Annotated in this window: 21 protein-coding genes; 12 read left to right on the top strand and 9 right to left on the bottom strand. The window is 62.4% G+C overall.

From position 1 onward, the window contains the following. Positions 1–87 precede the first annotated feature (87 nt). On the top strand, positions 88–1,752 hold the full coding sequence (locus NKI32_RS20995; RefSeq protein ID WP_023697312.1) for a vWA domain-containing protein: 1,665 nt from the start codon (positions 88–90) through the stop codon (positions 1,750–1,752). Between the two features lie 77 nt (positions 1,753–1,829). Here NKI32_RS20995 and edd read toward each other — a convergent pair whose 3' ends face one another. The 3 genes from edd to zwf all read right to left on the bottom strand — a co-directional run bounded on the left by edd (position 1,830) and on the right by zwf (position 5,885). Then, positions 1,830–3,653: a phosphogluconate dehydratase gene (gene edd, locus NKI32_RS20990; protein ID WP_023747208.1), complete on the bottom strand. Its 1,824-nt coding sequence runs from the start codon at positions 3,651–3,653 to the stop codon at positions 1,830–1,832. 64 nt (positions 3,654–3,717) lie between these two features. Beyond that, complete coding sequence (gene pgl / locus NKI32_RS20985) at positions 3,718–4,434, bottom strand: 6-phosphogluconolactonase (protein WP_023701816.1); 717 nt, start codon at positions 4,432–4,434, stop codon at positions 3,718–3,720. After that, complete coding sequence (gene zwf / locus NKI32_RS20980) at positions 4,416–5,885, bottom strand: glucose-6-phosphate dehydrogenase (RefSeq protein WP_023669307.1); 1,470 nt, start codon at positions 5,883–5,885, stop codon at positions 4,416–4,418. Before zwf ends, pgl begins: the two co-directional genes overlap by 19 nt. Before the next feature lie 322 nt (positions 5,886–6,207). Between zwf and NKI32_RS20975 the strand changes: the two genes are divergently transcribed. The 3 genes from NKI32_RS20975 to NKI32_RS20965 all read left to right on the top strand — a co-directional run bounded on the left by NKI32_RS20975 (position 6,208) and on the right by NKI32_RS20965 (position 9,812). After that, complete coding sequence (locus NKI32_RS20975; RefSeq protein ID WP_027049416.1) at positions 6,208–6,954, top strand: SDR family oxidoreductase; 747 nt, start codon at positions 6,208–6,210, stop codon at positions 6,952–6,954. A gap of 180 nt (positions 6,955–7,134) precedes the next feature. Further along, positions 7,135–8,430, top strand: a complete 1,296-nt coding sequence (locus NKI32_RS20970) for a Mur ligase family protein (protein WP_352839298.1) — start codon at positions 7,135–7,137, stop codon at positions 8,428–8,430. Between the two features lie 86 nt (positions 8,431–8,516). After that, entirely contained in the window at positions 8,517–9,812 is a 1,296-nt protein-coding gene (locus NKI32_RS20965; protein ID WP_352839257.1) for a Mur ligase family protein, read from the top strand. A 21-nt stretch (positions 9,813–9,833) separates the two neighbouring features. Here the strand turns inward: NKI32_RS20965 and NKI32_RS20960 are convergent, their stop codons facing one another. The 3 genes from NKI32_RS20960 to NKI32_RS20950 form a co-directional block, all read right to left on the bottom strand. Continuing rightward, entirely contained in the window at positions 9,834–10,679 is an 846-nt protein-coding gene (locus tag NKI32_RS20960) for an SH3 domain-containing protein (RefSeq protein ID WP_352839256.1), read from the bottom strand. A gap of 275 nt (positions 10,680–10,954) precedes the next feature. Beyond that, positions 10,955–12,241, bottom strand: coding sequence for an NAD(P)/FAD-dependent oxidoreductase (locus NKI32_RS20955; RefSeq protein ID WP_352463242.1), 1,287 nt, complete (start codon positions 12,239–12,241; stop codon positions 10,955–10,957). 120 nt (positions 12,242–12,361) lie between these two features. Beyond that, entirely contained in the window at positions 12,362–13,798 is a 1,437-nt protein-coding gene (locus NKI32_RS20950) for a glutamine synthetase family protein (protein ID WP_023681878.1), read from the bottom strand. Positions 13,799–13,945: 147 nt separating this feature from the next. On the opposite strand from NKI32_RS20950, the gene NKI32_RS20945 reads away from it, so the two are divergent. After that, on the top strand, positions 13,946–14,653 hold the full coding sequence (locus NKI32_RS20945) for an HAD family hydrolase (protein ID WP_352513155.1): 708 nt from the start codon (positions 13,946–13,948) through the stop codon (positions 14,651–14,653). Between the two features lie 30 nt (positions 14,654–14,683). On the opposite strand, the gene NKI32_RS20940 is transcribed toward NKI32_RS20945, so the two are convergent. The 3 genes from NKI32_RS20940 to aceA form a co-directional block, all read right to left on the bottom strand. Continuing rightward, the gene (locus NKI32_RS20940) at positions 14,684–15,145 is read right to left on the bottom strand and encodes a response regulator (protein WP_352513180.1); all 462 of its coding nucleotides are present in this window, start codon (positions 15,143–15,145) and stop codon (positions 14,684–14,686) included. Positions 15,146–15,422: 277 nt separating this feature from the next. Next, positions 15,423–15,665, bottom strand: coding sequence for an SMc00767 family acetate metabolism repressor (locus tag NKI32_RS20935; RefSeq protein WP_352513154.1), 243 nt, complete (start codon positions 15,663–15,665; stop codon positions 15,423–15,425). Positions 15,666–15,717: 52 nt separating this feature from the next. Continuing rightward, a complete protein-coding gene (gene aceA / locus NKI32_RS20930; RefSeq protein WP_352626313.1) occupies positions 15,718–17,007 on the bottom strand; it encodes an isocitrate lyase in 1,290 nt (429 codons plus the stop codon). Between the two features lie 250 nt (positions 17,008–17,257). Between aceA and NKI32_RS20925 the strand changes: the two genes are divergently transcribed. The 7 genes from NKI32_RS20925 to NKI32_RS20895 all read left to right on the top strand — a co-directional run bounded on the left by NKI32_RS20925 (position 17,258) and on the right by NKI32_RS20895 (position 25,387). Beyond that, positions 17,258–18,685, top strand: coding sequence for a helix-turn-helix domain-containing protein (locus NKI32_RS20925; protein ID WP_353003447.1), 1,428 nt, complete (start codon positions 17,258–17,260; stop codon positions 18,683–18,685). Between the two features lie 150 nt (positions 18,686–18,835). Continuing rightward, the gene (locus tag NKI32_RS20920; protein ID WP_352839253.1) at positions 18,836–19,735 is read left to right on the top strand and encodes a DUF2167 domain-containing protein; all 900 of its coding nucleotides are present in this window, start codon (positions 18,836–18,838) and stop codon (positions 19,733–19,735) included. A 161-nt stretch (positions 19,736–19,896) separates the two neighbouring features. Further along, positions 19,897–20,850 carry a DMT family transporter gene (locus NKI32_RS20915; RefSeq protein ID WP_353003445.1) on the top strand — a complete coding sequence of 318 codons (954 nt, stop codon included), beginning with the start codon at positions 19,897–19,899 and terminating at the stop codon, positions 20,848–20,850. Between the two features lie 426 nt (positions 20,851–21,276). Continuing rightward, positions 21,277–22,374: a polyamine ABC transporter substrate-binding protein gene (locus NKI32_RS20910; protein WP_353003443.1), complete on the top strand. Its 1,098-nt coding sequence runs from the start codon at positions 21,277–21,279 to the stop codon at positions 22,372–22,374. A gap of 83 nt (positions 22,375–22,457) precedes the next feature. Beyond that, positions 22,458–23,597: an ABC transporter ATP-binding protein gene (locus NKI32_RS20905; RefSeq protein WP_353003440.1), complete on the top strand. Its 1,140-nt coding sequence runs from the start codon at positions 22,458–22,460 to the stop codon at positions 23,595–23,597. Positions 23,598–23,606: 9 nt separating this feature from the next. Next, complete coding sequence (locus NKI32_RS20900; RefSeq protein ID WP_353003438.1) at positions 23,607–24,572, top strand: ABC transporter permease subunit; 966 nt, start codon at positions 23,607–23,609, stop codon at positions 24,570–24,572. Beyond that, positions 24,569–25,387: an ABC transporter permease gene (locus NKI32_RS20895; RefSeq protein ID WP_353003434.1), complete on the top strand. Its 819-nt coding sequence runs from the start codon at positions 24,569–24,571 to the stop codon at positions 25,385–25,387. Before NKI32_RS20900 ends, NKI32_RS20895 begins: the two co-directional genes overlap by 4 nt. Positions 25,388–25,419 lie beyond the last annotated feature (32 nt).

Genomic DNA, 25,419 nt, shown 5'->3' with positions numbered 1-25,419 from the left:
GTTCGTAACCCGCTCCGGGGCTTGTGCCCGGACGCGCCGTCAAATAGCTTCCGGCGCGGATCAGAGGGCGGTCTCAAGGAGATTTCCATGGCGGGACTTTTGCGGAGCGTCGCTGCGGCGCTGCTCCTTTTGTCGATGACTTCGCTCGGCTTTGCCGCCAACAAGGTCATCATCATTCTTGACGCTTCGGGCTCGATGTGGGCCCAGATCGACGGCAAGCCGAAGCTCGAGATCGCGCGCGAATCGCTGAGAACCGTGCTGCAGTCGGTCCCGGGCGACGACGAGATCGGCTTCATGGCCTATGGCCACCGCGAAAAGGGCAGCTGCGACGACATCGAACTGATCGTGCCGCCGCAAGCCGGCTCGGCTAGCGCCATTTCGGCCGCTGCCGACAGCCTGAAATTCCTCGGCAAGACGCCGCTGACCGCAGCCGTCAAGCAGGCGGCCGAAGCTCTGAAATACACCGAGGACAAGGCGACCGTGGTCCTCATCACCGATGGGCTTGAAACCTGCGAAGGTGACCCGTGCGCGCTGGGCAAGGAACTGGAGGCCTCAGGCGTCGATTTCACAGTCGACGTCGTCGGCTTCGGCCTGACCGCTGACGAGGGCAAGCAGATCGCCTGCCTTGCCGACAACACCGGCGGCAAATATATCCAGGCCTCGGACGAGAAGGCGCTGCAGGAAGCACTGGTCGAAACCGTCGCCGCGCCGGCTCCGGCACCTGAACCCGCACCGGCGCCAGCCCCAGCTCCAGCCCCTGAACCGGCAAAGCCCGAATTCAATTTCATCCCGAGCGTGGTCATGGCCGAAGGCGGCGATCCGATCACCGACGGCAATGCCTGGGAGGTCTACAAGGCCAAGGCCGATGGCACGCACGGCGAGGCCGTCACCACCCAGTACAACAACTACGAGGCCAATCTCGAGCCGGGCGACTATGTCGTCGTCGCGCGCGCCGACGAAGCTCGGGCGGAACAGAAGGTCAAGATCGAGGCGGGCCAGGTCTACAAGCCGCTCTTCACCTTGAACGCCGGCACCATGCTCATCCATCCGAAGCCAAGCCAGGGCGCCGAGATCAGTGACGAAGCCGATGTCGACTTCGCCTTCCCGGGCGGCAGCACCACCCACTATGGCGACACCAGGATCATCGTGCCGGCTGGTGAGCAGAAGGTGACGGTTGCGATCGGCAGCGGCTCGGTGACCGAGAACATCCAGCTCGCCGCCGGGCAGACTGTGGAAAAAGACATAGTCGTCGGCGTCGGCCATGCCGCCGTCAACGCCTACTACACTGCAGGTGGCGACAAGGCCGACTCCTCGGGCATCAGCGTCCAGATCGTCAAGGCCAAGAAAAAGATCGACGGCTCGCGTGACGATGTCGCCCACTCCTATGGGCCCGACAGCAAATTCTGGCTGCCGCCGGACGATTATGTCGCGGTCACCTCGCTTGAGCTCGCAACCGTCGAGCAGCCTTTCAGCGTCAAGGTTGGCGACGTCAAGGACGTCAAGGTGACGCTCGATGCCGGCGTGCTGGTGATGTCGGCGCCGGGCGCCTATTCGATCGAGGTGCTGTCGTCGAAGAAGGATATCCAGGGCAACCGCAAGGCGCTCGGCCTGAACTATGGCGACACCTGGCAGCAGACTATCCCGGCCGGCGACTATGTCGTCCTCCGCCACATGCCCGATCAAGGCCATGACAAGGAAATGCCGGTGACGGTCAAGGCCGGCGAACGGAGCGAGATTACGGTTCAGCCGTAATCGCCATCCATCCCTCACCAAAGGGCGGCCTCAAACCGAGCTCGAGCCGCCCTTTTTACAAAATAGGCAATGATGCCTCAGGCCGTGCCGAAAGCACTGGCGCCGTGGTCGGCGCGGCCGACCAGCTGGCGGAAACCGGCGAACAGCTCGCGGCCGAAACCGAACTCGTTGCCGATGAGATCAATGTCGGCCGTGCGGCGCAGCGCGAGCTCGGGCCCCGGCACCAGCACTTCCAGCGTGCCGGCATCGGCGTCGAGCCGGATGATGTCGCCGTCATGGATCCTGGCGATCGGCCCTTCCTCGACCGCTTCCGGCGTTACATGGATCGCCGCCGGCACCTTGCCGGAAGCGCCAGACATGCGCCCGTCCGTGACCAGCGCGACGCGCTGGCCACGATCCTGCAGGATGCCGAGCACGGTGGTCAGCTTGTGCAGTTCCGGCATGCCGTTTGCCTTTGGGCCCTGGAAGCGGATGACGGCGATGAAGTCGCCGGTCAGCGTGCCGGCCTTGAAGGCTTCGTTCAGTCCCTGCTGGCTGTCGAACACCTTGGCCGGCGCCTCGATGACGCGGCGTTCCGGCTTCACGGCGGACGTCTTGATGACGGCGTGGCCGAGATTGCCGGCGAGCACTTTCAGGCCGCCGGTCGGCTGGAAGGCCTTCTTGAACGGCGCCAGCACCTTCTCGTCACCGCTCTGCAGCGGCGAGGCTTCACGCACGACGCCGCCATCTTCGCCGAGCCGGGCCTCGACCGCATAGGGCCTCAGGCCTTCGCCCCATACCGTCTGCACATCCTCATGCAGGATGCCTTCGTCGAGCAATTCGCGGATCAGGAAGCCGAGCCCGCCGGCGGCATGGAAATGGTTCACGTCGGCAAGCCCGTTCGGATAGACGCGCGCGAGAAGCGGCACCGCTTCCGACAGGTCGGAAATGTCCTGCCAGGTAAGCGTGATGCCGGCCGCCGCGGCCATGGCGATGAGATGGATGGTGTGGTTGGTAGAGCCGCCGGTGGCGTGCAGGCCGACGACGCCATTGACGAAAGAGCGCTCGTCGATCATGCGGCCGACCGGCGTGTAGGCGTTGCCGAGCGCGGTGATCGCCAGGGCTCGCCTGGTCGCCTCGCGCGTCAGCGCGTCGCGCAGCGGCGTGCCTGGATTGACGAAGGACGCGCCGGGCGTATGCAGGCCCATGATCTCCATCAGCATCTGGTTGGAATTGGCGGTGCCATAGAACGTGCAGGTGCCCGGCCCGTGATAGGATTTGGACTCCGCTTCGAGCAGTTCTGCGCGTCCGGCCTTGCCCTCGGCATAGAGCTGGCGAACCTTGGCCTTCTCGTCGTTGGGCAGGCCCGTCGTCATCGGCCCGGCCGGCACGAACACCGCCGGCAGATGGCCGAAGGTGAGAGCCGCGATCACCAGCCCCGGCACGATCTTGTCGCAGACGCCGAGATAGACGGCGGCGTCGAACATGTTGTGCGACAGGCCGATCGCCGCCGACATGGCGATGACGTCGCGCGAAAACAGCGACAGCTCCATGCCGGGCTGTCCCTGGGTCACGCCGTCGCACATGGCGGGCACGCCGCCGGCCACTTGCGCGATGCCGCCAACTTCCTTCGCGGCTTCCTTGATCAGCGCCGGGAAGGTTTCGAAGGGCTGATGCGCCGACAGCATGTCATTGTAGGAGGTGATGACGCCGAGGTTCGGCACCTTGTCGGCGCCGAGCGCCAGCTTTTCAGACGGGCTGCAGACGGCAAAGCCATGCGCGAGGTTGCCGCAAGACAGGACGCCGCGGTTGGCGGTGCGGCTGGAGGCCTCGGCGATGCGGCCGAGATAGCGCTCGCGGCCGGCTTTCGAGCGTTGGCGGATGCGTTCCGTGATGGCTTCGATGTCGCGTCTGGCTGTCATGGTCGGTCCTTTCGAGCCCCGGAAGAACGTCCTCCACCGTCTGCCGGGACTACTTTGCGTGAAATCAGGGTGCCCAGAACACCTCTACCGGGGTGGGTGCCGCTTCGAGCACTTTGCGGATGGGCTTTTTCGCGCCCGGTCCCATCGCATCGTCGAAGGCGGTGCGCTTGTCCTCGCCTTCTATATGCAGCGCGATGAAGCCGGCGTCGACGATCCGCGCCAGCGGCAGCGTCAACCGGGGTTCGCCGGCGCTTGCCGCGTGAACCGGCAGCACGATCCTTGATGAGGCTGGGTCGAGCAAATCGCCGAGATTCTCGGCGTCGGGAAAGAACGAGGCGGTGTGGCCGTCGCCGCCCATGCCGAGCACGACGACATCGAGGGGCCAGGGCAGAGCCTTCAGCGCCGCATCGTCGGCCGCCGCGGCGGTCTCGATGCTTGCCGCCTCATGGTAGAGCGGCACGAAGTGCGCGGCAGCCGCCTTGTTCTGCAGCAGGTTGGCCGCCACCAGCCCCGCATTCGAGCGCGGCGAGGAGGCCGGCACGAACCGTTCGTCGACCAGCGTCACCGTCACCTTGTTCCAGGCGATCGGAATGGCCGAAAGTGCTGCAAAGAACTTTGCCGGCGTGGTGCCGCCGGAAACGGCAAGCAGGGCCGTGCCGCGCTCGTCGATGGCCTTGGTCAGGCGCGCCGCGACATTGCCGGCAAGGGCTGCCGCCAGATCCTGGCGCCCGGCAAAGCCGTTCCAGTTATAGACGGGCTCGCTCAATTGCTTTCGTGCCATGTCCGCCCGTCGCGTTCGATCAGCGCAATCGAGGCCGAGGGACCCCATGTGCCGGCCGTATAGCCTTGCGCCTCCTGCCTGGCGCTTTCCCAGGCGTTCTGGATCGGGTCGATCCACTTCCATGCCGCCTCGACTTCGTCGCGGCGCATGAACAGCGTCTGGTTGCCGCGGATAACATCCATGATCAGCCGTTCATAGGCGTCCGGCGCGCGACCGTCGAAAGATGTTGCAAAGCTCATGTCGAGCGGGATCTGGCGCAGCCGCATGCCGCCCGGGCCTGGATCCTTGATCATGATGAACTGCTTGACGCCTTCGTCGGGCTGCAGCCGGATCACCAGTTGGTTGGCTGAGATCGGCCCGGCGCTGTCGCCGAAGATCGAATGCGGGATCGGCTTGAACTCGATGACGATTTCCGAAACGCGGGTCGCCAGCCTTTTGCCGGTCCGGAGATAGAACGGCACGCCGGCCCAGCGCCAATTGCCGATCTCGGCCTTGATGGCGACGAAGGTCTCGGTGGAGCTGTCTTTGCCGAGTTCCTCGACATAGCCTTTCACCGCGCCGCCTGCAGAGGCGCCGGCGCGGTACTGCCCGCGCACGGTGTGCTTGGGTGCCTCATTGCCGTTGATGCGCTTCAGCGCCCGCAGCACCTTCAGCTTCTCGTCGCGCACGGCATCGGCATCCATCGACGATGGCGCCTCCATGGCAACCAGGCAGAGCAGCTGCAGCATGTGGTTCTGCACCATGTCGCGCAGCGCGCCGGCCTTGTCGTAGTAGGTGACGCGGTCTTCAAGACCGACGGTCTCGGCCACCGTGATCTGCACATGGTCGATATGGGCAGAATTCCAAAGCGGCTCATAGAGCGCGTTGGCAAAGCGCAGCGCCATCAGGTTCTGCACCGTCTCCTTTCCGAGATAGTGGTCGATGCGGAAGATCTGGCTTTCGTGGAAGTCGTCTCCAACCACGTCGTTGAGCTTGCGCGCCGAATCGAGGTCGCGGCCGATCGGCTTCTCCAGCACGATGCGTGAATTCGGCGTGATGAGATTGTGGGCTTTCAGCTGGTGCGAGATGTCGCCGAACAGCGCCGGCGCAACCGCCAGATAGAAAGCGCGAATGCGGTCGCTTTCGCCGATCGCCTTTTTCAGCTTGTCGAAGCCGGCACCCGTCGTCGCGTCGGCCGATACGTAGGACAGCCGGGCAAGAAATGTCTTGAGTTCCTCGGCGTCGATGTCGGCCGGCTTCACATGCTGGGAAATCGCCTGCTTGGCGAAAGCCTGGAATTCCTCGTCGCTCATCTTGGAGCGCGAGGTGCCGATGATGCGGGTCGGCTCGGAAAACTGGTGGTCGCGCTGGCGGTGGTAGAGCGAGGGCAGCAGCTTGCGTTCCGACAGGTCGCCGGTGCCACCGAAAATGATGAAGTCGAAAGGCTCGACGGGAATGATCTGGCTGGTCATGGTCTGTCCGCTTTGACGCCGCTCGCTGTGACGCGGCAGGATATAATCTAATCGATTTAAACTATCCAGTGCCATGGTGTCACATCAAGGCCAAATCACTGCATATTGATTCGCTCCAAATGTGCCTTGACACTGGCTGCCACCCGGAGGCTTTTCGTCAAGCGATGGTCCCGGGGCTTTCGCGCCTGCAACATAAAGCGGGAATGTGACGAAAGCTAATGCGTGTCGCCCAGAAGTGCGAAGCGGTTCTGGGAGACAGACACGCATCAAACAAAAAGGAAAAATGCGCTTGCGAGGTGGGTCTTCAATGAGCGGAAAAAGCATGCGTCTGGAAAACAAGGTTGCCGTCATCACGGGTGCTGCGTCAGGTTTCGGCGAAGGCATGGCCAGGCGCTTTGCCGAAGAGGGCGCCAAGGTCGTCGTCGCCGACCTCAACGCCAAGGGCGCGGAGCGCGTTGCAGCAGAGATCGGCCAGGCCGCGATCTGGACCCAGACCGACGTTTCGCAGCGTTCCGAATTCGACGAGATGGTCTATGCCGCAAAAAGCGCCTTCGGCCGCATCGATATCATGGTCAACAATGCCGGCTACACCCATCGCAATGGCGACATGCTCGACGTCGACGAGGCGACCTTCGACCTGATCACTTCAGTCAACATGAAGGCGATCTACCACGCCGCACTTGCCGTGGTGCCGATCATGGAGCGGCAGGGCGGCGGCGTCATCCTGACCACGGCTTCGACCGCCGGTCTGCGGCCGCGTCCGGGGCTCACCTGGTACAATGCCTCGAAGGGCTGGGCGATCACCGCGACCAAGTCGATGGCGGTCGAACTCGCGCCCAAGAACATCCGCGTGAACTGCCTTTGCCCGGTCGCCGGCGAGACCGGCATGCTGGAGAAATTCATGGGCACTGACACGCCCGAGATCCGCGAGAAATTCCGTGCCTCGATACCGCTCGGCCGTCTGTCGACGCCGCTCGATATCGCCAACGCTGCGCTTTGGCTTGCGTCGGACGAAGCCGCCTTCATCACCGGCGTGGCGCTGGAGGTCGACGGCGGCCGCTGCATTTGAGCAATTCGGGAAGTCCCTCGCTGTTCGCAATGCACGGCAGACAGAGCAACGTCGGCAAAAGTTCGCATCGGTGCGCCGGCCGGCCGAGGAACGAACAGTTGACGTCGTCACGCCGGACCCCAGTTTGACTTCTCGATCACCCGAAAGGCATAACGGGATCGTGGATAGTGTTGGCGGGTGATGAAGATCAGGCAGCAGAAAAGTCGCTATGATCTGGGATGGCGGCTGCGGCTTTACCTGGCCACGCGTGCGCGGGCGCGAAGCAAGGCAATTTTCATCGGCATTACCGGAAGCTCCGGCAAGACCACGGCGGGAAGCCTGCTTGGACACATCCTGGCCGGTCATGGTTCGGTCCATACACAGGTTCTGGCCAACACGATGAAACTGTTGGTCTCGACGCTATCCAGGCGAATGGGAAAGGGCGGCAAAACCGACTACGTCGTCTTCGAGGCTGCTGCATTCGGCCCGGATACAATGAAGCCCATGGCCGAATTGCTTCGCCCCAACGTGGCTGTTGTCACAATGGTCCGGCTGGAGCATCGCGCCAGTTTCAAGACTGTCGAAAACGTCGCACGAGAAAAAAGCGCCCTGGTCGCGGCGCTGGAGCCGGGCGGCTTCGCGATGCTCAATGCCGATGACCCTCTTGTGATGGGCATGGCCTCGGCGAGCGATTGCCGTTCCGTCACATTCGGCACATCGGAGCAGGCGGATTATCGCGTCAGCGATATCGAGGCCTCCTATCCCAAGCCGTTGCGGTTCTCGCTCCACTGGCGCGGCGGTGTGCTCGATATCGAGACGTCGTTCCCCGGCGAGCATTTCTGGCTGCCGACTTCAGCGGCGGTGGCAACCGCTCTTGAGCTGGGCGTGCCTGCGCAGATGGTCAAGCACAGGATCGCGACGTTCCAGCCTCTGGAAAATCGCGGCCAGGTGCTCGTCCCCGCGGGTGGCCCCCACTTCATCGTGGATGCCGCAAAGGCGCCCTGGCATTCGCTGAGCCTTGCCTTCGACATGGTAGCCGGATCGACATTTGGGCGAAAACGTATCGTTCTTGGCCAGCTATCGGATTTTTCCGGCTCGAATAACAGATATGCCCAAGCTTACAGCAGCGCGCGCGAGATTGCAGACCAGGTGATTTATGCCGGCGATCATGCCCATCGCTCCAAGGCGAACCAGGCAGATCGCGACAGCGGCCGCTTCATCGAATTGCGCACGGCGAGGGAAGTGTCGGACTACATCGCCCAAACCGCGCAGCCTGACGAGTTGATCCTGCTCAAGAGCTCGTCCAATCTGCACCTCGAGCGTGTCGCACTTGCCTGGACCCACAACGTCCAGTGCTGGGTTTCGGTATGCGGCAAAACCGAGGGATGCGAGCAATGCGGCCTCTATGAAGTGCCGTTTGAGCAGCACCGTGAGTTTGTGGCGCAGAGAAAATCGAAGCGCCGCAAGCACAGACTGCTGCGGCTCCTCGGTCGCTAGAACTCTTTGGCTCAAGCACGCCAGCGCCCGTTTGACTCTGGAACTTGGCACGACGCATATTAGGCTGGGCTAAAAGCTGGCGGGGTGTGAAACTGGAATCGCTGAAAATTCGCAAGGACTTGGGCTGGGCGCTGCGACGGCTGCAGGCGCGCTGGGTGCGGGCGCGTAACAAGGCGACGTTCATCGGCATTACCGGCAGCTCCGGTAAATCCACATCCACCAGCCTGCTTGCACACATACTGGGCGCCCAAGGCAAGGTGCATCTACAGGCCCAGGCCAATACAATGCCTGCGCTCATCCGAACGCTTTACAAGCGCCTGAGGAAGGCCGGCAAAGTCGATTACGTCGTTTTCGAAGCCGGCGCTTCCGACTTCGGCACGATCAGCGCCATGGCGCAGATGCTGAAGCCGAGTGTGGCGGTGGTTACGATGATCCGTCTGGAGCATTTCGGCAAGTTCAGGACTCTGGAAGCTGTGGCGGGAGAGAAGCGGGCGCTGGTCGAGGCACTCCAACCCGATGGACTTGCGGTTCTCAATTGCGATGACCCACTGGTGATCGGCATGGCGTCTGGCGCGAAATGCCGGATTGCGACCTTCGGCCAGTCCGGCGAGGCAGACTACCGCGTGAGTGACGTGCATGCCGCGTATCCGGAATTGCTGCGGTTCACCCTTCATTGGCGCGGTGGCAGCCTGAATATTCAAGCGCCTTTTCCCGGCGAGCAATTCTGGCTGCCGACTGCAGCGGCCATGGCCGCCGCCTTGGAACTTGGCGTCCCGCCAGAGCAAGTCGTAGCAAGAACGGCATCGTTTGCACCACTGCCCAACCGCTCTACGGTGCAAGAGGTATCCGCGGGTCCGAAATTCCTGGTCGATACGGCCAAAGCGCCCTGGCATTCGCTCAACATTGCTCTGGAGATGATTGCAAAGGCCAAGGCCGCTCGCAAGCGCATTGTGCTTGGGCAGATATCCGACTACGCCGGCTCGTCGAGGAAATACGGCAGTGCGTACAAGATCGCTCGCGAAATCGCCGATGAGGTCATCTACACGGGCGACAATGCGCATCGCTCGCGCGCCAGCCAGGCCGACCGCGACAGCGGCCGGTTCATTGAGCTTCGCAGTCCCAAGGAAGTTTCGGATCACATCAAACAGACGGCAGTCCCAGGAGAACTGATTCTGCTGAAAAGTTCGTCCAACCTTCATCTGGAAAGGATCGCGCTCGCCTGGACGCACGATGTGAAATGCTGGACCCCGCTATGCGGCAGGTCAGAAAGCTGCCAAATGTGCGGCCTCTATGAGGTGCCGTTCGAGGAACACCGGGATTTCCTGGCGAAGCGCAAACTTGCTCGCAGGAGACACCGTTTCAGGTGGTTGCTCGGCGGCTGACCAGATCTGGCGGCTTGTGTCTCAAGCCCCGGTCTTGATGTAGCTCTTGTAGATCCAGCCGCGCTTGCCGTTGTAGACGATCTGGCACCATTTCTTGCAACTCACCACCTGCACCGACGACTTGGCGGGCACGGTGCCCATGGCGGCGGCGTTTTTCTGCGGACCGCTGCGCATTGTCACCGTCCTGAGGATGCGTCCGGTGCCGGCGGCAGCAGCCACCTTCTGTGGCTTGGCCTTGGCCTGGGTATCGTTCGTTGCGGCGGAAGATTGCTCGTCTGGAAGTTGCGGTTTTGGCGTCGGTATGGCGGCGGTTTCCGCGTCGTCGTCATTGGCGGGAGCAGCGACCTTTGACAACTGCGTCGTGGCGTCGCCCTGGGCCGCCGGTTCTTCGAATGCCGCGGCATCGGACGGTTTGGCGGCAGCCTGCTCGGTAGGCGCCTGATCGGATGGCGTCGCGGCAGGGTCGCTGTTGGATTGCGCCGCAGTCCAGCGCGGATCGTTGGCCGACAGCGGCGGCATCGCAGCCCCACCCACAGCGACCGTCGATGAAACCGCGTCGCCCTTGCGCGCGGCTTGTGGCGCCGCTACCGCTGCAGCCGTCGCTGCGACCGGGGCAATCTTGGTCGTCTTGACCGGAAAAGTCGGAACGTTCTGCTGTGTGCTGGCGATCGCTTGCCGGTCGGTGGCCGGCAATGCCAGCCAAAGCGCTATGCCCGCCACGCCAAGCAGCGCTGCGGTGCCGACCGCGGCGATCACCAGATGCGAATTCGTGCGCACCCCCTGCCAGAAGGAGGGCCGCATGTCATAACCGAATTGCATGGCGAAGCGCCGACGTTCCGGCGCGCCGAAACTGAAGGGCTCGTTCACTCTTGCCACCTCCAAAAGATGGGCCGGTGTTCTTTCGATCGGCGCCGGCAGCCCGGCATTCGATCGGCATCGGTCCCAACAACAAAGCGGGCAGGCCCGCAGAAATCCCCGTTCAATCGCCCAGAACCGGCATCCTTTGCCCTTGATTGTGGCATCAGTGCGCCCTCAGGGGAATTGTGCGCCCTTGTTAAGGATTCTGCAACGTCTCGCTGCGGCAACCAACAGCTCAATAGAATCAGCTCAGTACCAGCCCCGGCTGATATGAGATACTTTCCCTATATTCGGTCCCTCAGGGCAAACCAGTTCAGTGCGAGGAACAATAATGGCGTTCTAAAGCGCCGGCCACCTGGAAAAGCCGGGATGTTCAGGTCCTCGATCAGCTTCAGTCTGTCGCGGTTGCCGGCGACGGCCTGGGCATAGAGCTTGCCGAAGAAGTTCGACAGCATCACGCCGTGGCCGGAATAGCCTCCGGCCGAGATCACATTGGGCATCACCTCGCGCACGAACGGTTTCCTGGGCATGGTGATGCCGACATAGCCGCCCCAGCCATGGGTGATCTCGACATCGCTCAGCTCCGGATAAAGCTCGGCTATCTGCCGGCGGATATGGACATGGATGTCCTTCGGATCGTTGACGCCATAGACCTCGCGCCCGCCGAACAGCAGCCTTCCATCCCTGGATTTGCGGAAATAACGCACGACGAAACGCGAATCGTCGACCGCCTCGCCGCCCGGCAGCACTTTCGAGTCCACGCCCAGCGGCACCGTCGCGCCGATGAAGGAACCGATGGGCATGATGTGCGCGGCACTCACCGGCTCGAGCGTGCCGCCATAGGCATTTACACCGATCAGGCATTTCTGGGCGGTGATGGTGCCTCTCGAAGTCGTCACCCTGACCTTGCCGCCGCTGGAGGTAACACCGGTCGATAGTGTCTGCTCGAACAGGTGCGCGCCGGCCGCTGCCGCGACCTTTGCCGTGCCGATCACCAGCTTCATCGGGTGGATGTGTCCGGTGCCGGTGTCGCGGGTGCCGCCGAAGTAGCGTGTGGAGCCCAGCCGTTCGGCCGTTTCCCTGGCATCCATGAAGGCGATGTGCGGATAATTGAAGCGGCCGGCCATGATCTCGGCATGCGCCTTGTAGTCGTCGAGATAACGCGGCTTGTGCGCCACGGACAACTGGCCGGGCATATAGTCGATGTCGATCTGGTTAACGGCGGCGAATTCGAGCAGGTGCGCTTTCGCCTCCTCGGCAAGGTCGAACAGCGCCTTGGCGCGGGAGAAGCCGTATTCGGCCTCCATCTCTTCGGCCCAGGCGCGCTGGCCCGTGCCGAGCTGGCCGCCATTGCGCCCTGAAGCGCCGTCGCCGAAGCGATGCGCCTCGATCAGAACGACGTCGGCTCCCGCCTTCGCCAAATGAGCGGCCGCCGACAGCCCGGTGAAGCCACCGCCGACGACGACGACGTCGCAGCTGCGGTCGCCGTCCAGGGCAGGGTACTCAGGGCGTGGTCCGGCTGTGTCTTCGTACCAGGAGCGACCGGGGGAGATAGGTGATTGGTAAGGCATGGGGACACCAGCCAATGGTGAATGGTGAATGGCTGCGAGACGCACGACGTCTGCGCTCATCCATCCAATATGAAACTACTCACCATTCACTATTCACCATTCACACGACGAAGTCGCCGCTCACACGTTGAGCAACAGATACTCCCGCTCCCACGGGCTGATCACTTCCATGAAGGTCTCGAACTCCGCCCGCTTGATCGCTGCATAGGTTGCGGCAAAGGACTTGCCCAAAAGGGCGCACAGCTCCTCGTCGCCCTCGAACAGGTCGACGGCTTCGAGCAGGCCGCGCGGCAGGTCGATCTCATCGGCGTTTGCGGTGGTCAGCACCGGAGGCTCGGCCTTGATCTTGTTGGTGATGCCGATCAGCCCGCAGGCAAGTGAGGCCGCCAGCGCCAGATAGGGGTTGGCGTCGGAAGACGGGATGCGGTTTTCGACACGCCGCGCCGCCGGATCCGAGCGCGGCACGCGGAACGCCGTGGTGCGGTTGTCATAGCCCCATTTGTTGTTGACCGGCGCCGAGGCCGACTGCGTCAGCCGGCGGTAGGAATTGACGTAGGGAGCAAACATCACCAGTGCGTTCGGCACATGCTTCTGCATGCCGCCGATGAAATGGAAGAAGTCGTCGGTTTCCGAGCCGTCCTTCGCCGAAAAGATATTCAGCCCGGTCTTCTTGTCGATGATCGACTGGTGGATGTGCATGGCAGAACCTGGCTGGCCCTGGATCGGCTTGGCCATGAAGGTGGCATAGATCTCATGCTTCAGCGCTGCCTCGCGAATGGTGCGTTTGAACATGAACACCTGATCGGCGAGCTCGACCGGATCGCCGTGACGCAGATTGATCTCGAGCTGGCCGGCGCCTTCCTCGTGGATCAGCGTGTCGATCTCCAGGCCCTGGCTTTCGGAGAAATGGTAGATGTCGTCGATCAGTTCGTCGAACTCGTTGACGCCGGCGATCGAATAGCCGGCTCCGCCGCCGATTGGCCGCCCGGAACGCCCGACTGGTGGCGTCAATGGGTAATCCGGGTCGGGGTTCTTGCGCACCAGGTAGAATTCGATCTCGGGCGCCACCACCGGCTTCAGCCCGCGCTTGTCATAGGCTGCTACCACGCGCTTCAGGACGTTGCGCGGCGTGAACTCGACCGAACGGCCATCCTGATGGACGAGGTCGCAGATGACGGCGGCCGTCGGGTCTTCTTCCCACGGCACCACGGTCAACGTCGACAGATCCGGCATCAGCTTCAGGTCGCCATCATCCTCCGGATAGTGGAAACCGTTGCCGTCCTCGGGATAGCCGCCCGAAATCGTCGTCATGAACACTGCCGATGGCAGCGCCAGCGAGGTGTTGGAAGTGAATTTCTTTGACGGCATCATCTTGCCGCGCGCGACGCCAGCCTGATCAGGCGTGATGCATTCTATGTCTTCGATGCCGCGCCATTCCAGCCAGGCGCTGACTTCCTTCCAGTTCTTCACGCCGCGTTGATTTTTCACGAAGGCAGGCGTTCGGACGCGTCCTCCGCGGGTCGACGGACGGACTTCCTTTTTCGCAGGCGGCATCATTCACCAGTTTGGGTTGCAATTATCACAGTATAGCTGTTGCCGGTGATGGAAGGGAAGGGGAGCTGCCTGTCTTCGCCTTCCTGGTTGAAAATCGCGCCACGCAGATTAGGGTCAACCTCCCGCAGATCGAGCAGCAGAAGACACCGTATGCCAGGCAAATTGACCACGATCGGCTTCGACGCCGACGATACCCTATGGCAGAACGAACAGTTCTTCCGCCTGACCGAGAAGCATTTTGCAACCCTGCTCGCCGACCATGGCGATACCGAGCACATTTCGGCACGGCTGCTGGAGGCCGAGAAGCGCAACCTTGCCGTCTACGGCTTCGGCATCAAGGGCTTTACCTTGTCGATGATCGAGACGGCAATAGAAGTGACCGAGGGCCGTGTGCCGGGGTCGACCATTGCCGAAATCCTTGCCGCCGGCCGCGACATGCTGGGACATCCGGTCGAGGCTTTGCCGCATGCGCGTGAGACCGTGGAAAGGCTTGCCGGCGCCTACCATCTGGTGCTGATCACCAAGGGCGATCTGTTCGACCAGGAGCGCAAGCTGGCGGCGTCCGGCCTTGGCGACCTGTTCGATGCCGTCGAGATCGTCAGCGACAAGAGCGCCGCCACCTATGCCAGGATCTTTGGCCGCCACGGCAGCCCGCAGGACAGCATGATGGTCGGCAATTCGCTCAAGTCGGACGTGGTGCCGGCCATCGAGGCCGGGAGTTGGGGTGTGTATGTGCCGCACGAGCTGACCTGGGTGCTCGAACACGTCGAGCCGCCGGTCGAGGCACCGCGATTTCGTCAGCTTGTCGATCTTGGCGAACTGCCGGCTTTGATCGAGAGCATCGGCAAGGAAGGCTGACCGCCCCGCACGCGTTCGGGCGGATTGCGATCAGCCGCGCCCGAGACTGATCAGCCGGTCGACCACCGGCTGCAGCCTTTCGGTGGTGATCGGCTTGGTTACCACCACATCTACCACGCTCGACAGGCCCAGGCTGTCGGGCGTGCCGGTGTTGGTTGAAAGCAGGATCACCTTGGGGAGCGACCGCCCAGATGTCCGCCGCAAGGCGTCGATGGCCGCCATCAGCGCGCGGCAGTCCTCGTTGTCGGGGCCGCCATCGAGAACGACGGCGCCCGGAATGAGGGTTCGCAATGTCTTGGCCGCCATTTCGGGCGACTCGGAGATCGGCTTCAGTCCGGACTTCTCGACGATCTTCGACACCACCACCCGGTTGATCGGCGATTTTCCAACGACCAGCACGTGGGAGAAATCCGTTGATATCTCGGAGTTCGCGTCCCTGCTTGACGAATTCAGATGTTTGGCGGTGTCGGTCTCGCGGTTCACAGGGCACATGGGCGGGGCGGGCACTCGGCGCTGCTTCAATGCAGGGTTGAAATCCGAGAGCCAATTGGCGTGAGATCGCCCGCCATGTCAAGCTGAAATGACGGACCTGCGAAATATAGCCGGAAATATTAAACCCCGGAGACAAAGTCTGTTTTCGAACTGTAGTTAAGTTTACGCTCAAAAGCGAAAGTCACCCGCGCTGAAAACCCGCGGGTGACGTTGAAATCGGCCAGTGAGCGGCGGGGCCCATAAGTTCCACAAGCACAAAGCTTCCGTAAGGGAAAGATCAGCCGTGACTCTTCTGCGTGACGATCACCGGGATCAGCAGGTCGCCCCAATTGCCGTCGCCGCCATGATGCCGGGCCGAGCGCACCAGTTCCACCGAGACGCCGGCCTCGACTGCCTTCATCACCGATTGATTGAGCCTGTGCAGGTCGTTGGCCAGCATGCGGATGGTCGCCTGTTGGTCGACACTCATCGTGGTGGACTGCTCGTCTGCACGTTCCTTGACGCGGCTTATCGATGCCATTTTCTTCTCCCTTGCCCTTCGGGCGTTTCCTCTGTTGGTTATGTCGATCGGTTCATTCCGCTGCCGGCTTGAACTGGGCGTGCTCGGTGGATTCATGCATGGCGGTGGTCGAGGACTGGCCGCCGCTGATCGCCATCGACACGGCGTCGAAATAGCCGGTGCCGACCTCGCGCTGGTGCTTGGTCGCGGTGTAGCCGTGGACTTCCGCCGCGAACTCGGCTTCCTGCAGTTCGGAGTAAGCCGCCATTTGCCGCGCCTTGTAGCCGCGGGCCAGTTCGAACATGCCGAAGTTGAGCTGGTGGAACCCGGCCAATGTGATGAACTGGAACTTGTAGCCCATGGCGCCGAGCTCGCGCTGGAACTTGGCGATCGTCGCGTCGTCGAGGTTCTTCTTCCAGTTGAACGACGGCGAGCAATTATAGGCGAGCAGCTTGCCCGGATGATGCCTGCGCACGCCTTCGGCGAATTTCTTGGCCTGCGCCAGATCGGGGTTGGATGTTTCGCACCAGATCAGGTCGGCATGCGGCGCATAGGCAATGGCGCGCGCGATGCACGGTTCGATGCCGTTCCTGACCTGGTAGAAGCCTTCAACCGTGCGGCCGGCATCGTAGTCGACGAAAGGCTGGTCGCGCTCGTCAATGTCGGAGGTCAGAAGCTTTGCCGCTTCCGCATCGGTGCGTGCCACGACTAGCGTCGGCGTGCCCATCACGTCGGCCGCCAGACGCGCCGCGTTGAGGTTGCGGATATGCGCGGCGGTCGGGATCAGCACTTTGCCGCCGAGATGGCCGCACTTCTTCTCAGAGGCCAGCTGGTCCTCATAGTGGACGCCGGCAGCGCCCGCCTCGATGAACGCCTTCATGATCTCGAAGGCGTTGAGCGGTCCGCCGAAGCCGGCCTCGGCATCGGCGACGATCGGCGCGAACCAGGTGTCGACCGACAGGCCGTTGCCTTCCGAGGTCTCGATCTGATCGGCGCGCTGCAGCGTGCGGTTGATGCGCTTGACCAGTTCGGGCGCCGCATTGGCGGGATAGAGCGACTGGTCCGGATACATGGCCGACGCGGTGTTGGCGTCGGCGGCGACCTGCCAGCCCGAGAGATAGATTGCCTTCAGCCCGGCACGCACCTGCTGCATCGCCTGGTTGCCCGACATGGCGCCGAGTGCATTGACGAAGTCTTCCTCGTGGATGAGCTTCCACAGCCGGTTGGCGCCCATTTCGGCAAGACTCTGGCGTATCTGGACCGACCCGCGCAGCCGCTTCACATCGTCCGGCGAATAGGCTCGTTCGATGCCGTCGAAGCGGCCTTCGGGCGCGGATGGGACAAGATTGTAAAAATCAGTCATTGGTCACTCCAGATCAATCGATGCCAGTGTCTTGAAACGCCGCGCCCCTGGGATGGTGTGCGTCGTCTGTGTGTGACATCATTTACATTGCGCCGTGACGAGAGCGAGGAAAACCGCCATTTCCGGTAGAAAATAAGAGAAAACCTGTGTTGTGTTTGACTGCTTGCCGCTGTAAATCTGTCATGATTGTAAAAAGATAGTGCGCCGTTCATCGCTCGCAAGTCGTGTAAATTCCTGTCAAGGAAAGCCGGTGGCCGACCAGAAGATATTCGCCGGGCCGCGCATCCGCCGCATCCGCATCGCCAAAGGCCTGACCCAGACGGCGATGGCCGAGGGGCTCGGCATCTCGCCGTCCTATCTCAACCTGATCGAGCGCAACCAGCGGCCGCTGACGGTGCAACTGATCCTGAAGCTGGCCTCTGTCTACAAGGTCGACCCGCATGAATTGCAGGGTGAGGCGAGAGGGTCGATCTCGGACTTGAAGGAAGTGTTCGGCGACCCGCTGCTTGCCGGTGAGCTGCCGGGCGACCAGGAACTGATCGAACTGGCCGAGGCAGCCCCCAACGCATCGGCTGCGATGATAAAACTGTTTCGCGCTTACCGCGAGCAGGCCGAGCGGCTGTCCGATCTCAACGAGCTTCTGGCGCGCGAGGGCCGCGCCACGGCGCTGTCCGGTGCGCGGCTGCCGATCGACGAAGTGCACGAGATTTTCGAGCGCCGGCCGAACCATTTTGCAGCACTGGAGGAAGAGGCCGAGGCCTTCACCTCGATGCTCGACCCCGGCGACGATCTGTTCGGCGCGCTGAAGGCGTGGCTGAAGCGCGAGTATGGCATCGTCGTCAAGGTTCTGCCGGTCGCCACCATGCCGAACTGGCGCCGCCGTTATGACCGTCATTCGCAGCGTCTTTTTCTATCGGAGCGGCTGTCGCCGTTCGACCAGTTGCGCGAAGTCGCCATGGAGGCCTGCCTGATCCGCATGACGGTCGCGATCGCCGGCGAAATTCAGGCGCTGAAGCTCGGTACGGACGAAGCCCGCCGGCTCGCCCGCTTCGAGTTCGGCCGCTACGCCGCCCATGCCTTGATGATGCCCTATCAGGCCTTTCATGCCGCCGCCGTGCGGGCTCGTTACGACATCGATGTGCTGCGCTCGCGTTTCGGCGTCTCCTTCGAACAGGCGGCGAACCGCCTGACCATGCTGCAGCGTCCTGGCTTGTCCGGAGTCCCGTTCTTCATGCTCGAGGTCGACAATGCCGGCAACCGCTTCCGCAAGGCCGGCGGCCAGGGCTTTCCGCAAAGCCGCTTTGGCGGCGGCTGCCCGAAACTGCCGGTCCATGCCGCTTTCGCTTCGCCTGGCCAAATCCTGGTGGAGGCGGTGGAAATGCCCGACGGCGCCGAGTTCCTCTGCATCGCACGCACGCTCGAAGGGCCGCAGGGTTCGTTCTCCGAGCGTCCGCGCCGCACCGCGCTGCTGTTGGGCTGCGATATCGGCTTTCGCGACGAGATCGTCTATGGCGCCGGGCTGCCGGCAAAGGCCGGACAGGGCGCCGCCACGCCGGTCGGTCCTGCTTGCCGGCTGTGCGAACGCATCGGCTGCCTCGCCCGCGCCGAGCCGCCGGTGACCCGTCCGCTGGGCCTCGACGAGATGGTGACGGGCCTGAGCGCTTTCGATTTCCAGTGATGCTCTCGAGCTGGCCGTCCCGGAAGACTGGAGCTATTGGCCTTAAGCAATAGAGTGCGGCCCGAACCACCGCCGAACCAAATATTGATTAAGCATCGGCGCTGCGCTATCGAAAGGTGAGCCGCAGGGCAGCCAAGGGGGGGACGGCTTATGAACAGGAAAGCTTTGTGGCTTGGCGTGGCGCTTGCCGTTTCGGCAGGGCCAGCTCTGGCGGAAAAATCCTCGGAATTCTTCAAGGACTATCAACAGTATAGTGACGACGGCAAGGCATTCCTGGACAAGATCGATCCAAAGACCGGCGCGGTCGACCTTCCCGAAGGCATCCATCTCGATTTCAAGGACAAGTTCTATTTTCTGGGCAAGAAGGACGCGACGTCCGTCCTGACCGAGGCCTGGGGCAATCCGGCTGATACCGCGTCCGAAGCAATCGGCATGATCTTCCCGGCCAAGTACGAGCCCATCGCCGGCAACGGTTGGGGCATCGAATTGCGCTATGAAAAGATCGGCCATGTCGATGACGCCGACGCCGCATCCATCGACTACACCGAATTGCTGAGCAGCATGCAGGCGGACACATTGTCGGCCAACGATCAGCGGGTGAAGGACGGCTTTCCCCCGATCAAGCTGATCGGCTGGGCCTCGCCGCCGGTCTATGATTTCGTCCACAAACGGCTGCACTGGGCCAAGGAACTGCAGTTCGGAGACGATACCGTCCACACGCTCAATTACGACGTCCGTTTCCTCGGCCGGGAAGGCGTCTTCGTGATGAGCTACATCGCTACGGTCGAACAATTGCCGGAGATCAAGCAGAGCCTGGACGAAGTGCTGGGCGTGGCGGACTTCAACACCGGCAAGAAATACACCGATTTTCTGCCAGGCACCGACACGGTCGCCGCGGTTGGCATTGGCGGCCTCATCGCCGGAAAACTCGCGGCAAAGGCCGGCCTGATTGCAGTCGCGCTCATCGCCCTGAAAAAGTTCGGCATTCTGCTGCTGGTACCGTTGGCCGGTCTCTGGCGCTTTATCCGCGGCAACAAGGGCATGTCCTAGAAACGGCGGTGTTTGCCCGTATGGCTGCCGGTTGGCGGTGCGCCAAAGGGAATGCCGGGCTGGGTCACGTCCGGCGGTAGCCTATGCGCTAGGCGAATACGGCACGTTTCTGTCGTCCATTGTGCATCATGCCACCCCGAGATAGCCGACAGTCGCACCCCATGACCGATACCGCATCTTCTCCAATCGCCGCACCGCCGATCGTCTCGCCGCGCGAAGAGCGGGTCGGCTTGCTGCTGGTGTTCCTGTCGGCGCTGATGTGGAGCTTTGGCGGCACCATCGCCCGCTTCATCGACACCGCTGACAGTTGGACGGTGGTGTTCTGGCGCGCGCTGTGGGCGGCTGTGTTCCTGATTTGCTTCATGGCCTGGCGCGACGGCTGGCGCGGCATGTTGCGGCTGTTTCGCGACATGGGCCTGCCCGGCCTTTCCGTGGCCGTCTGTTTCGCCACGGCGTCGACGTGCTTCGTTGTCGCGCTCGCCTACACCACCGTTGCCAATATCCTGTTGATGCAGGCCGGTGTGCCGCTGCTGGCGGCATTGCTTGCCTGGGTGCTGTTTCGCGAACGCGTCGCCGTCGCGACCTGGGTGGCGATCGCCGCCGTCATCGCCGGCGTCGCCATCATGGTGTCGGAATCGCTCGACGGCGCCGTATCGCCCATCGGCGACGGGCTGTCGCTGCTGATCGCCGTCATGTTCTCGATTGCCACCGTCATCACCCGGCGCTTCGCCCATGTGCGCATGACGCCGGCGACGTGCCTCGGCACGATGCTGGCAGCGGCTTTCGCCGCATCGCAAGCCACGCAGTTTGCCACGTCGGCCCACGACATGGCTTTCCTGTTTGCCTTCGGCGTCATTAATCTCGGCCTGGGCCTTGCCTTCTTCGCCACCGGCGCGAGGCTGGTTCCGGCGGCGATCGCAGCACTCCTCGGCACGTTCGAGCCGATCCTCGGACCGATCTGGGTCTGGCTCGTTCATGGCGAGGTGCCCTCGGTGCGCACCATCATCGGCGGCGCGGTGGTGGTCGCCGCGCTGCTCGTCCATATCGCGCTTGAATTCAAGCGCCAGGCGAGGCCTGCACGGCCGGGGACCACCGGCCTGCCATCGCCTAATTGACCCGCCTTTCCCTTAGTTGAGCCCGTCTTCCCTAATTACGCCCGTCTTTCCCCAATTAGCGAAGCCGCACGCCCTATTGACCGAGCTTCCCCGCACGGGCCATTGACAACCTTGCTGCGGCACGGGCAGGCTGGGGGCACGGCAACAACAAGACAGGCTTATCTTGCCAAGTGTCCCCGCCGGTCGGACCAAGACCGGACCACAGCGTCGTATCCCTGCCCGCGCCGCGGCGAAAGCCTCTGACGGCGTCAGCGCGCCCGCCATGCGGGCACACAGAGCCATCATCTGCCGCTCGGCGAACCGCCCGGACGGGGCTGGCAGTTCATGCTTGTGGCTGCCCGGAAAGCTCAATACTCTGAAGCAAATGCCCAATCGCGCTCGAACAGCGACGACTTGGCGAAGGAACACTCATCAAAGGAGAACAGCATGATCCGCAAAGCGCTCTGGCTTTCGGCAACCTCGGCATTTCTGACGCTTTTCGCCGTCGGCGGCCATGCCGAGGACCGCGTCGTCAACGTCTTCAACTGGTCGGATTACATCGACAGTTCGATCATTGACGACTTCACCAAGGAGACCGGCATCAAGGTCGTCTACGACACCTTCGATTCCAATGAAATCCTCGAGACCAAGCTGCTTGCCGGCGGCAGCGGCTATGACGTCGTCGTGCCCAGCGGCAACTTCCTGGCCCGCCAGATCCAGGCCGGCGTGTTCCAGAAGCTCGACAAGTCGAAGCTGCCCAACATTTCCAACATGTGGGACACGGTTTCGGAGCGCACCGCCAAATACGATCCGGGCAACGAATATTCGATCAACTACATGTGGGGCACGGTCGGCATCGGCTACAACATCAAGAAGGTGAAGGCTGCACTCGGCACCGACAAGATCGACAGCTGGGATGTGTTCTTCAATCCCGACAGCCTGGCCAAGCTGAAGGACTGCGGCGTCTATGTGCTGGACTCGCCGGCCGACATCATCCCGGCGGCGCTCAAATACCTCGGCCTCGATCCGAACAGCACCTCACCTGACGACATCGCCAAGGCCGAGGAGACGTTGCTGAAGGTGCGGCCGTATATCCGCAAATTCCATTCGTCCGAATACATCAACGCGCTCGCCAACGGCGATATCTGTTTGGCGGTCGGCTGGTCGGGTGACGTCTTCCAGGCACGCAACCGCGCGGTCGAGGCCAAGCAAGGCGTCGAGATCGGCTATTCCGTGCCCAAGGAAGGCGCCCAGATGTGGTTCGACCAGATGGCGATTCCCGCCGATGCGCCGCATACCGCCGAGGCACTCGAATTTCTCAACTACATAATGAAGCCCGAAGTGATCGCCAAGTCGTCCAACTATGTGCTGTACGCCAACGGCAACAAGGCTTCGCAGCAGTTCGTCGACAAGGCACTGCTGGATGATCCGGCGGTCTATCCGGACGCCGAGACCTTGAAAAAGCTCTATACGGTCCAGCCCTACGATCCCAAGACCCAGCGCCTGATCACGCGCAGCTGGACCAAGATCGTCACCGGCCAGTAAGCAATGCGACATGGTCCCGGCAGCCACCTGCCGGGACCATTCTTCTCTGGGGCAAGAAGCAAAAAAATAGGACGGAGTGGGACATGAAATCGCTTGGCAGCATCCGCAGGGATTTCGCGCCATGGAACGACCCGAACGCCAAGCCATATATCCAGTTCGAGAACGTCACCAAGAACTTCGGTGACTTCACCGCCGTCAACAATCTGTCGCTGACCATTTTCGAGCGCGAGTTCTTCGCCCTGCTCGGCGCGTCGGGCTGCGGAAAGTCGACGTTGCTGCGGATGCTTGCCGGCTTCGAGGAGCCCACCGCCGGCCGTATCCTTCTCGACGGCCAGGACTTGCGCGGCATCCCGCCTTACCGCCGCCCGGTCAACATGATGTTCCAGTCCTATGCGCTGTTCCCGCATATGAGCGTGGAAAAGAACATTGCCTTCGGCCTCAAGCAGGAAGGCATGCCGGGACCGGATATCGAAAAGCGCGTCGCCGAGATGCTGAAGCTGGTGAAGCTAGAGCAGTTCGCCAAGCGCAAGCCGCACCAATTGTCGGGCGGCCAGCGCCAGCGCGTCGCGCTCGCCCGCTCGGTTGCCAAGCGGCCAAAAGTCTTGCTGCTCGATGAGCCGCTCGGCGCGCTCGACAAGAAGCTGCGCGAGGAAACGCAGTTCGAGCTGATGGACCTGCAGCAAAATCTCGGCCTTACCTTCGTCGTCGTCACCCACGACCAGGAAGAGGCGATGACCATGGCCGACCGCATCGCCATCATCGACAAGGGCGAGGTGATGCAGGTGGCGACGCCGGCGGAAGTCTATGAAGCCCCCAGTTCGCGCTTCGTTGCCCACTTCGTCGGCAATGTGAACATGTTCGAGGGCAAGGTCGCCGAGCGTGCGGCAAACACCACGCGCATTACCGGCGCGACAGGGGCCCAGATCGTCGTCGAAAACAGCACCGATACAAAGGCCGGTTCCGACATCGTCTTCGCCATCAGGCCGGAGAAGATCAAGGTGTCGTCGACGAAACCGGCCGACGCCGTCAATGCGCTTGAGGGCGAGGTCTACGACGTTGCCTATCTCGGCGACATGACCGTCTACCACATCCGGCTGGATGACGGGCAGATCATCAGGGCAAGCGCGCTCAACGCGGCGCGAGTCACCGAGGACCCGCTGACCTGGAACGACCGCGCCTGGGTCTCCTTCCGGCCGGATGCCGGCGTCGTGCTGACACGGTAGGGGGCGGCCATGTCCAACATTGCACTCACCGACGCCGGTCCATCGGCCGCGGCCAAACCGTTCCTGATGCGGCTCGGTGCCGGCTTTGTCAGCCGGCTCGTCATCATCGTGCCTTATCTCTGGCTGCTGTTCTTCTTCTTCATCCCGTTCATCATCGTCTTCAAGATTTCGCTGTCGCAGTCGGCGATCGCCATGCCGCCCTACACGCCGGCGCTCGATTTCAGGGACGGCATGTCCGGGTTCTTTGTCCGCTTCCGCGAACTCAGCGTCGACAATTATGTCTGGCTAACGCAGGACGCGCTTTACTTCAAAGCCTACGTGACCAGTGTTATCATCGCTGCTGTCTCGACGATCCTGACCTTGCTCGTCGGCTTCCCGATCGCCTACGGCATGGCCCGCGCGCCGGCGACGATCCGTCCGACCTTGCTGATGCTGGTTATCCTGCCGTTCTGGACGTCGTTCCTGATCCGCGTCTATGCCTGGATCGGCATCCTCAAGCCCGAGGGTCTGCTCAATCAGCTGCTGCTGTCGCTGAACATCATCGATCAGCCGCTGATCATCCTCAACACTTACACGGCGATCTTCATCGGCATCGTCTATTCCTACCTGCCATTCATGGTGCTGCCGCTCTATTCGTCGCTGGAAAAGATGGATTACTCGCTGATCGAGGCGGCAAAGGATCTCGGCTGCCCGCCGACATCAGCCTTCTGGAAGATCACGTTCCCGCTGTCGCTGCCCGGGGTCATCGCCGGCTGCCTGCTGGTGTTCATTCCAGCGGTTGGCGAGTTCGTCATTCCCGATCTGCTCGGTGGCTCGCAGACGCTGATGATCGGCAAGACCTTGTGGAATGAATTCTTCGCCAACCGTGACTGGCCGGTGTCGTCGGCCGTCGCCGTCATCCTGCTGCTGCTCCTGATCGTGCCGATCATGCTCTTCCAGCAGGCCCAGGCACGCGCCCAGGAGCAGGACAAATGAACGCCACCTGGAGCCGCTTCAACGTCACCTCGGTCGTGCTGGGCTTTGCCTTTCTCTATCTGCCGATCGTGCTGCTCATCGTCTTCTCCTTCAACGAGTCGAAGCTGGTCACCGTCTGGGGCGGCTTCTCGACCAAATGGTATGCCTCGCTGTTCCACAATCAGGGGCTGATGGACGCCACCTGGGTGACCGCGCGTGTGGCTGTCATCTCCGCCACTGTGGCAACCGTGCTCGGCACGCTGGCGGCACTGACCTTGACCCGCTACACCCGCTTCCGCGGCCGCATCCTGTTTTCCGGCATGGTGTTTGCGCCGCTGGTCATGCCGGAAGTCATCACCGGCCTGTCGCTGTTGCTGCTGTTCGTTGCCGTCGGTCTCGACCGTGGCTTCCTGACCGTGACGCTTGCTCACATCACCTTGACCATGTGCTTCGTGGCTGTCGTCGTGCAGTCGCGCCTGGTGTCGTTCGATAGTTCGCTGGAAGAAGCTGCCTTGGACCTCGGCGCAACGCCGGTAAAGACCTTCTTTCAGATCACGCTGCCGGTGATCATGCCGGCCATCGTCTCCGGCTGGATGCTGGCCTTCACCTTGTCGCTTGACGATCTGGTGATCGCCTCCTTCACCTCCGGGCCTGGCGCCACCACGCTGCCGATGAAGATCTACAGCCAGGTGCGTCTCGGCGTGACGCCGGAAATCAACGCCGCCTGCACCATCCTGATCGCCGTCGTGGCGGTAGGCGTCATCATCGCTTCGGTCGCCAACAAGCGGCGTGAGGTGCAGCGCCAGCTCGACGAACAGGCCGCGCAGCGCGGTTGATTGCGTCAAACGAGGGATAGGGCGGTCCCGGT

It is taken from the genome of Mesorhizobium sp. M0761, assembly GCF_040320205.1.
Classification (GTDB): Bacteria; Pseudomonadota; Alphaproteobacteria; order Rhizobiales; family Rhizobiaceae; genus Mesorhizobium.
The sequence above is the reverse complement of the archived record's forward strand: the minus strand, read 5'-3'. Positions and strand labels throughout refer to the sequence as shown.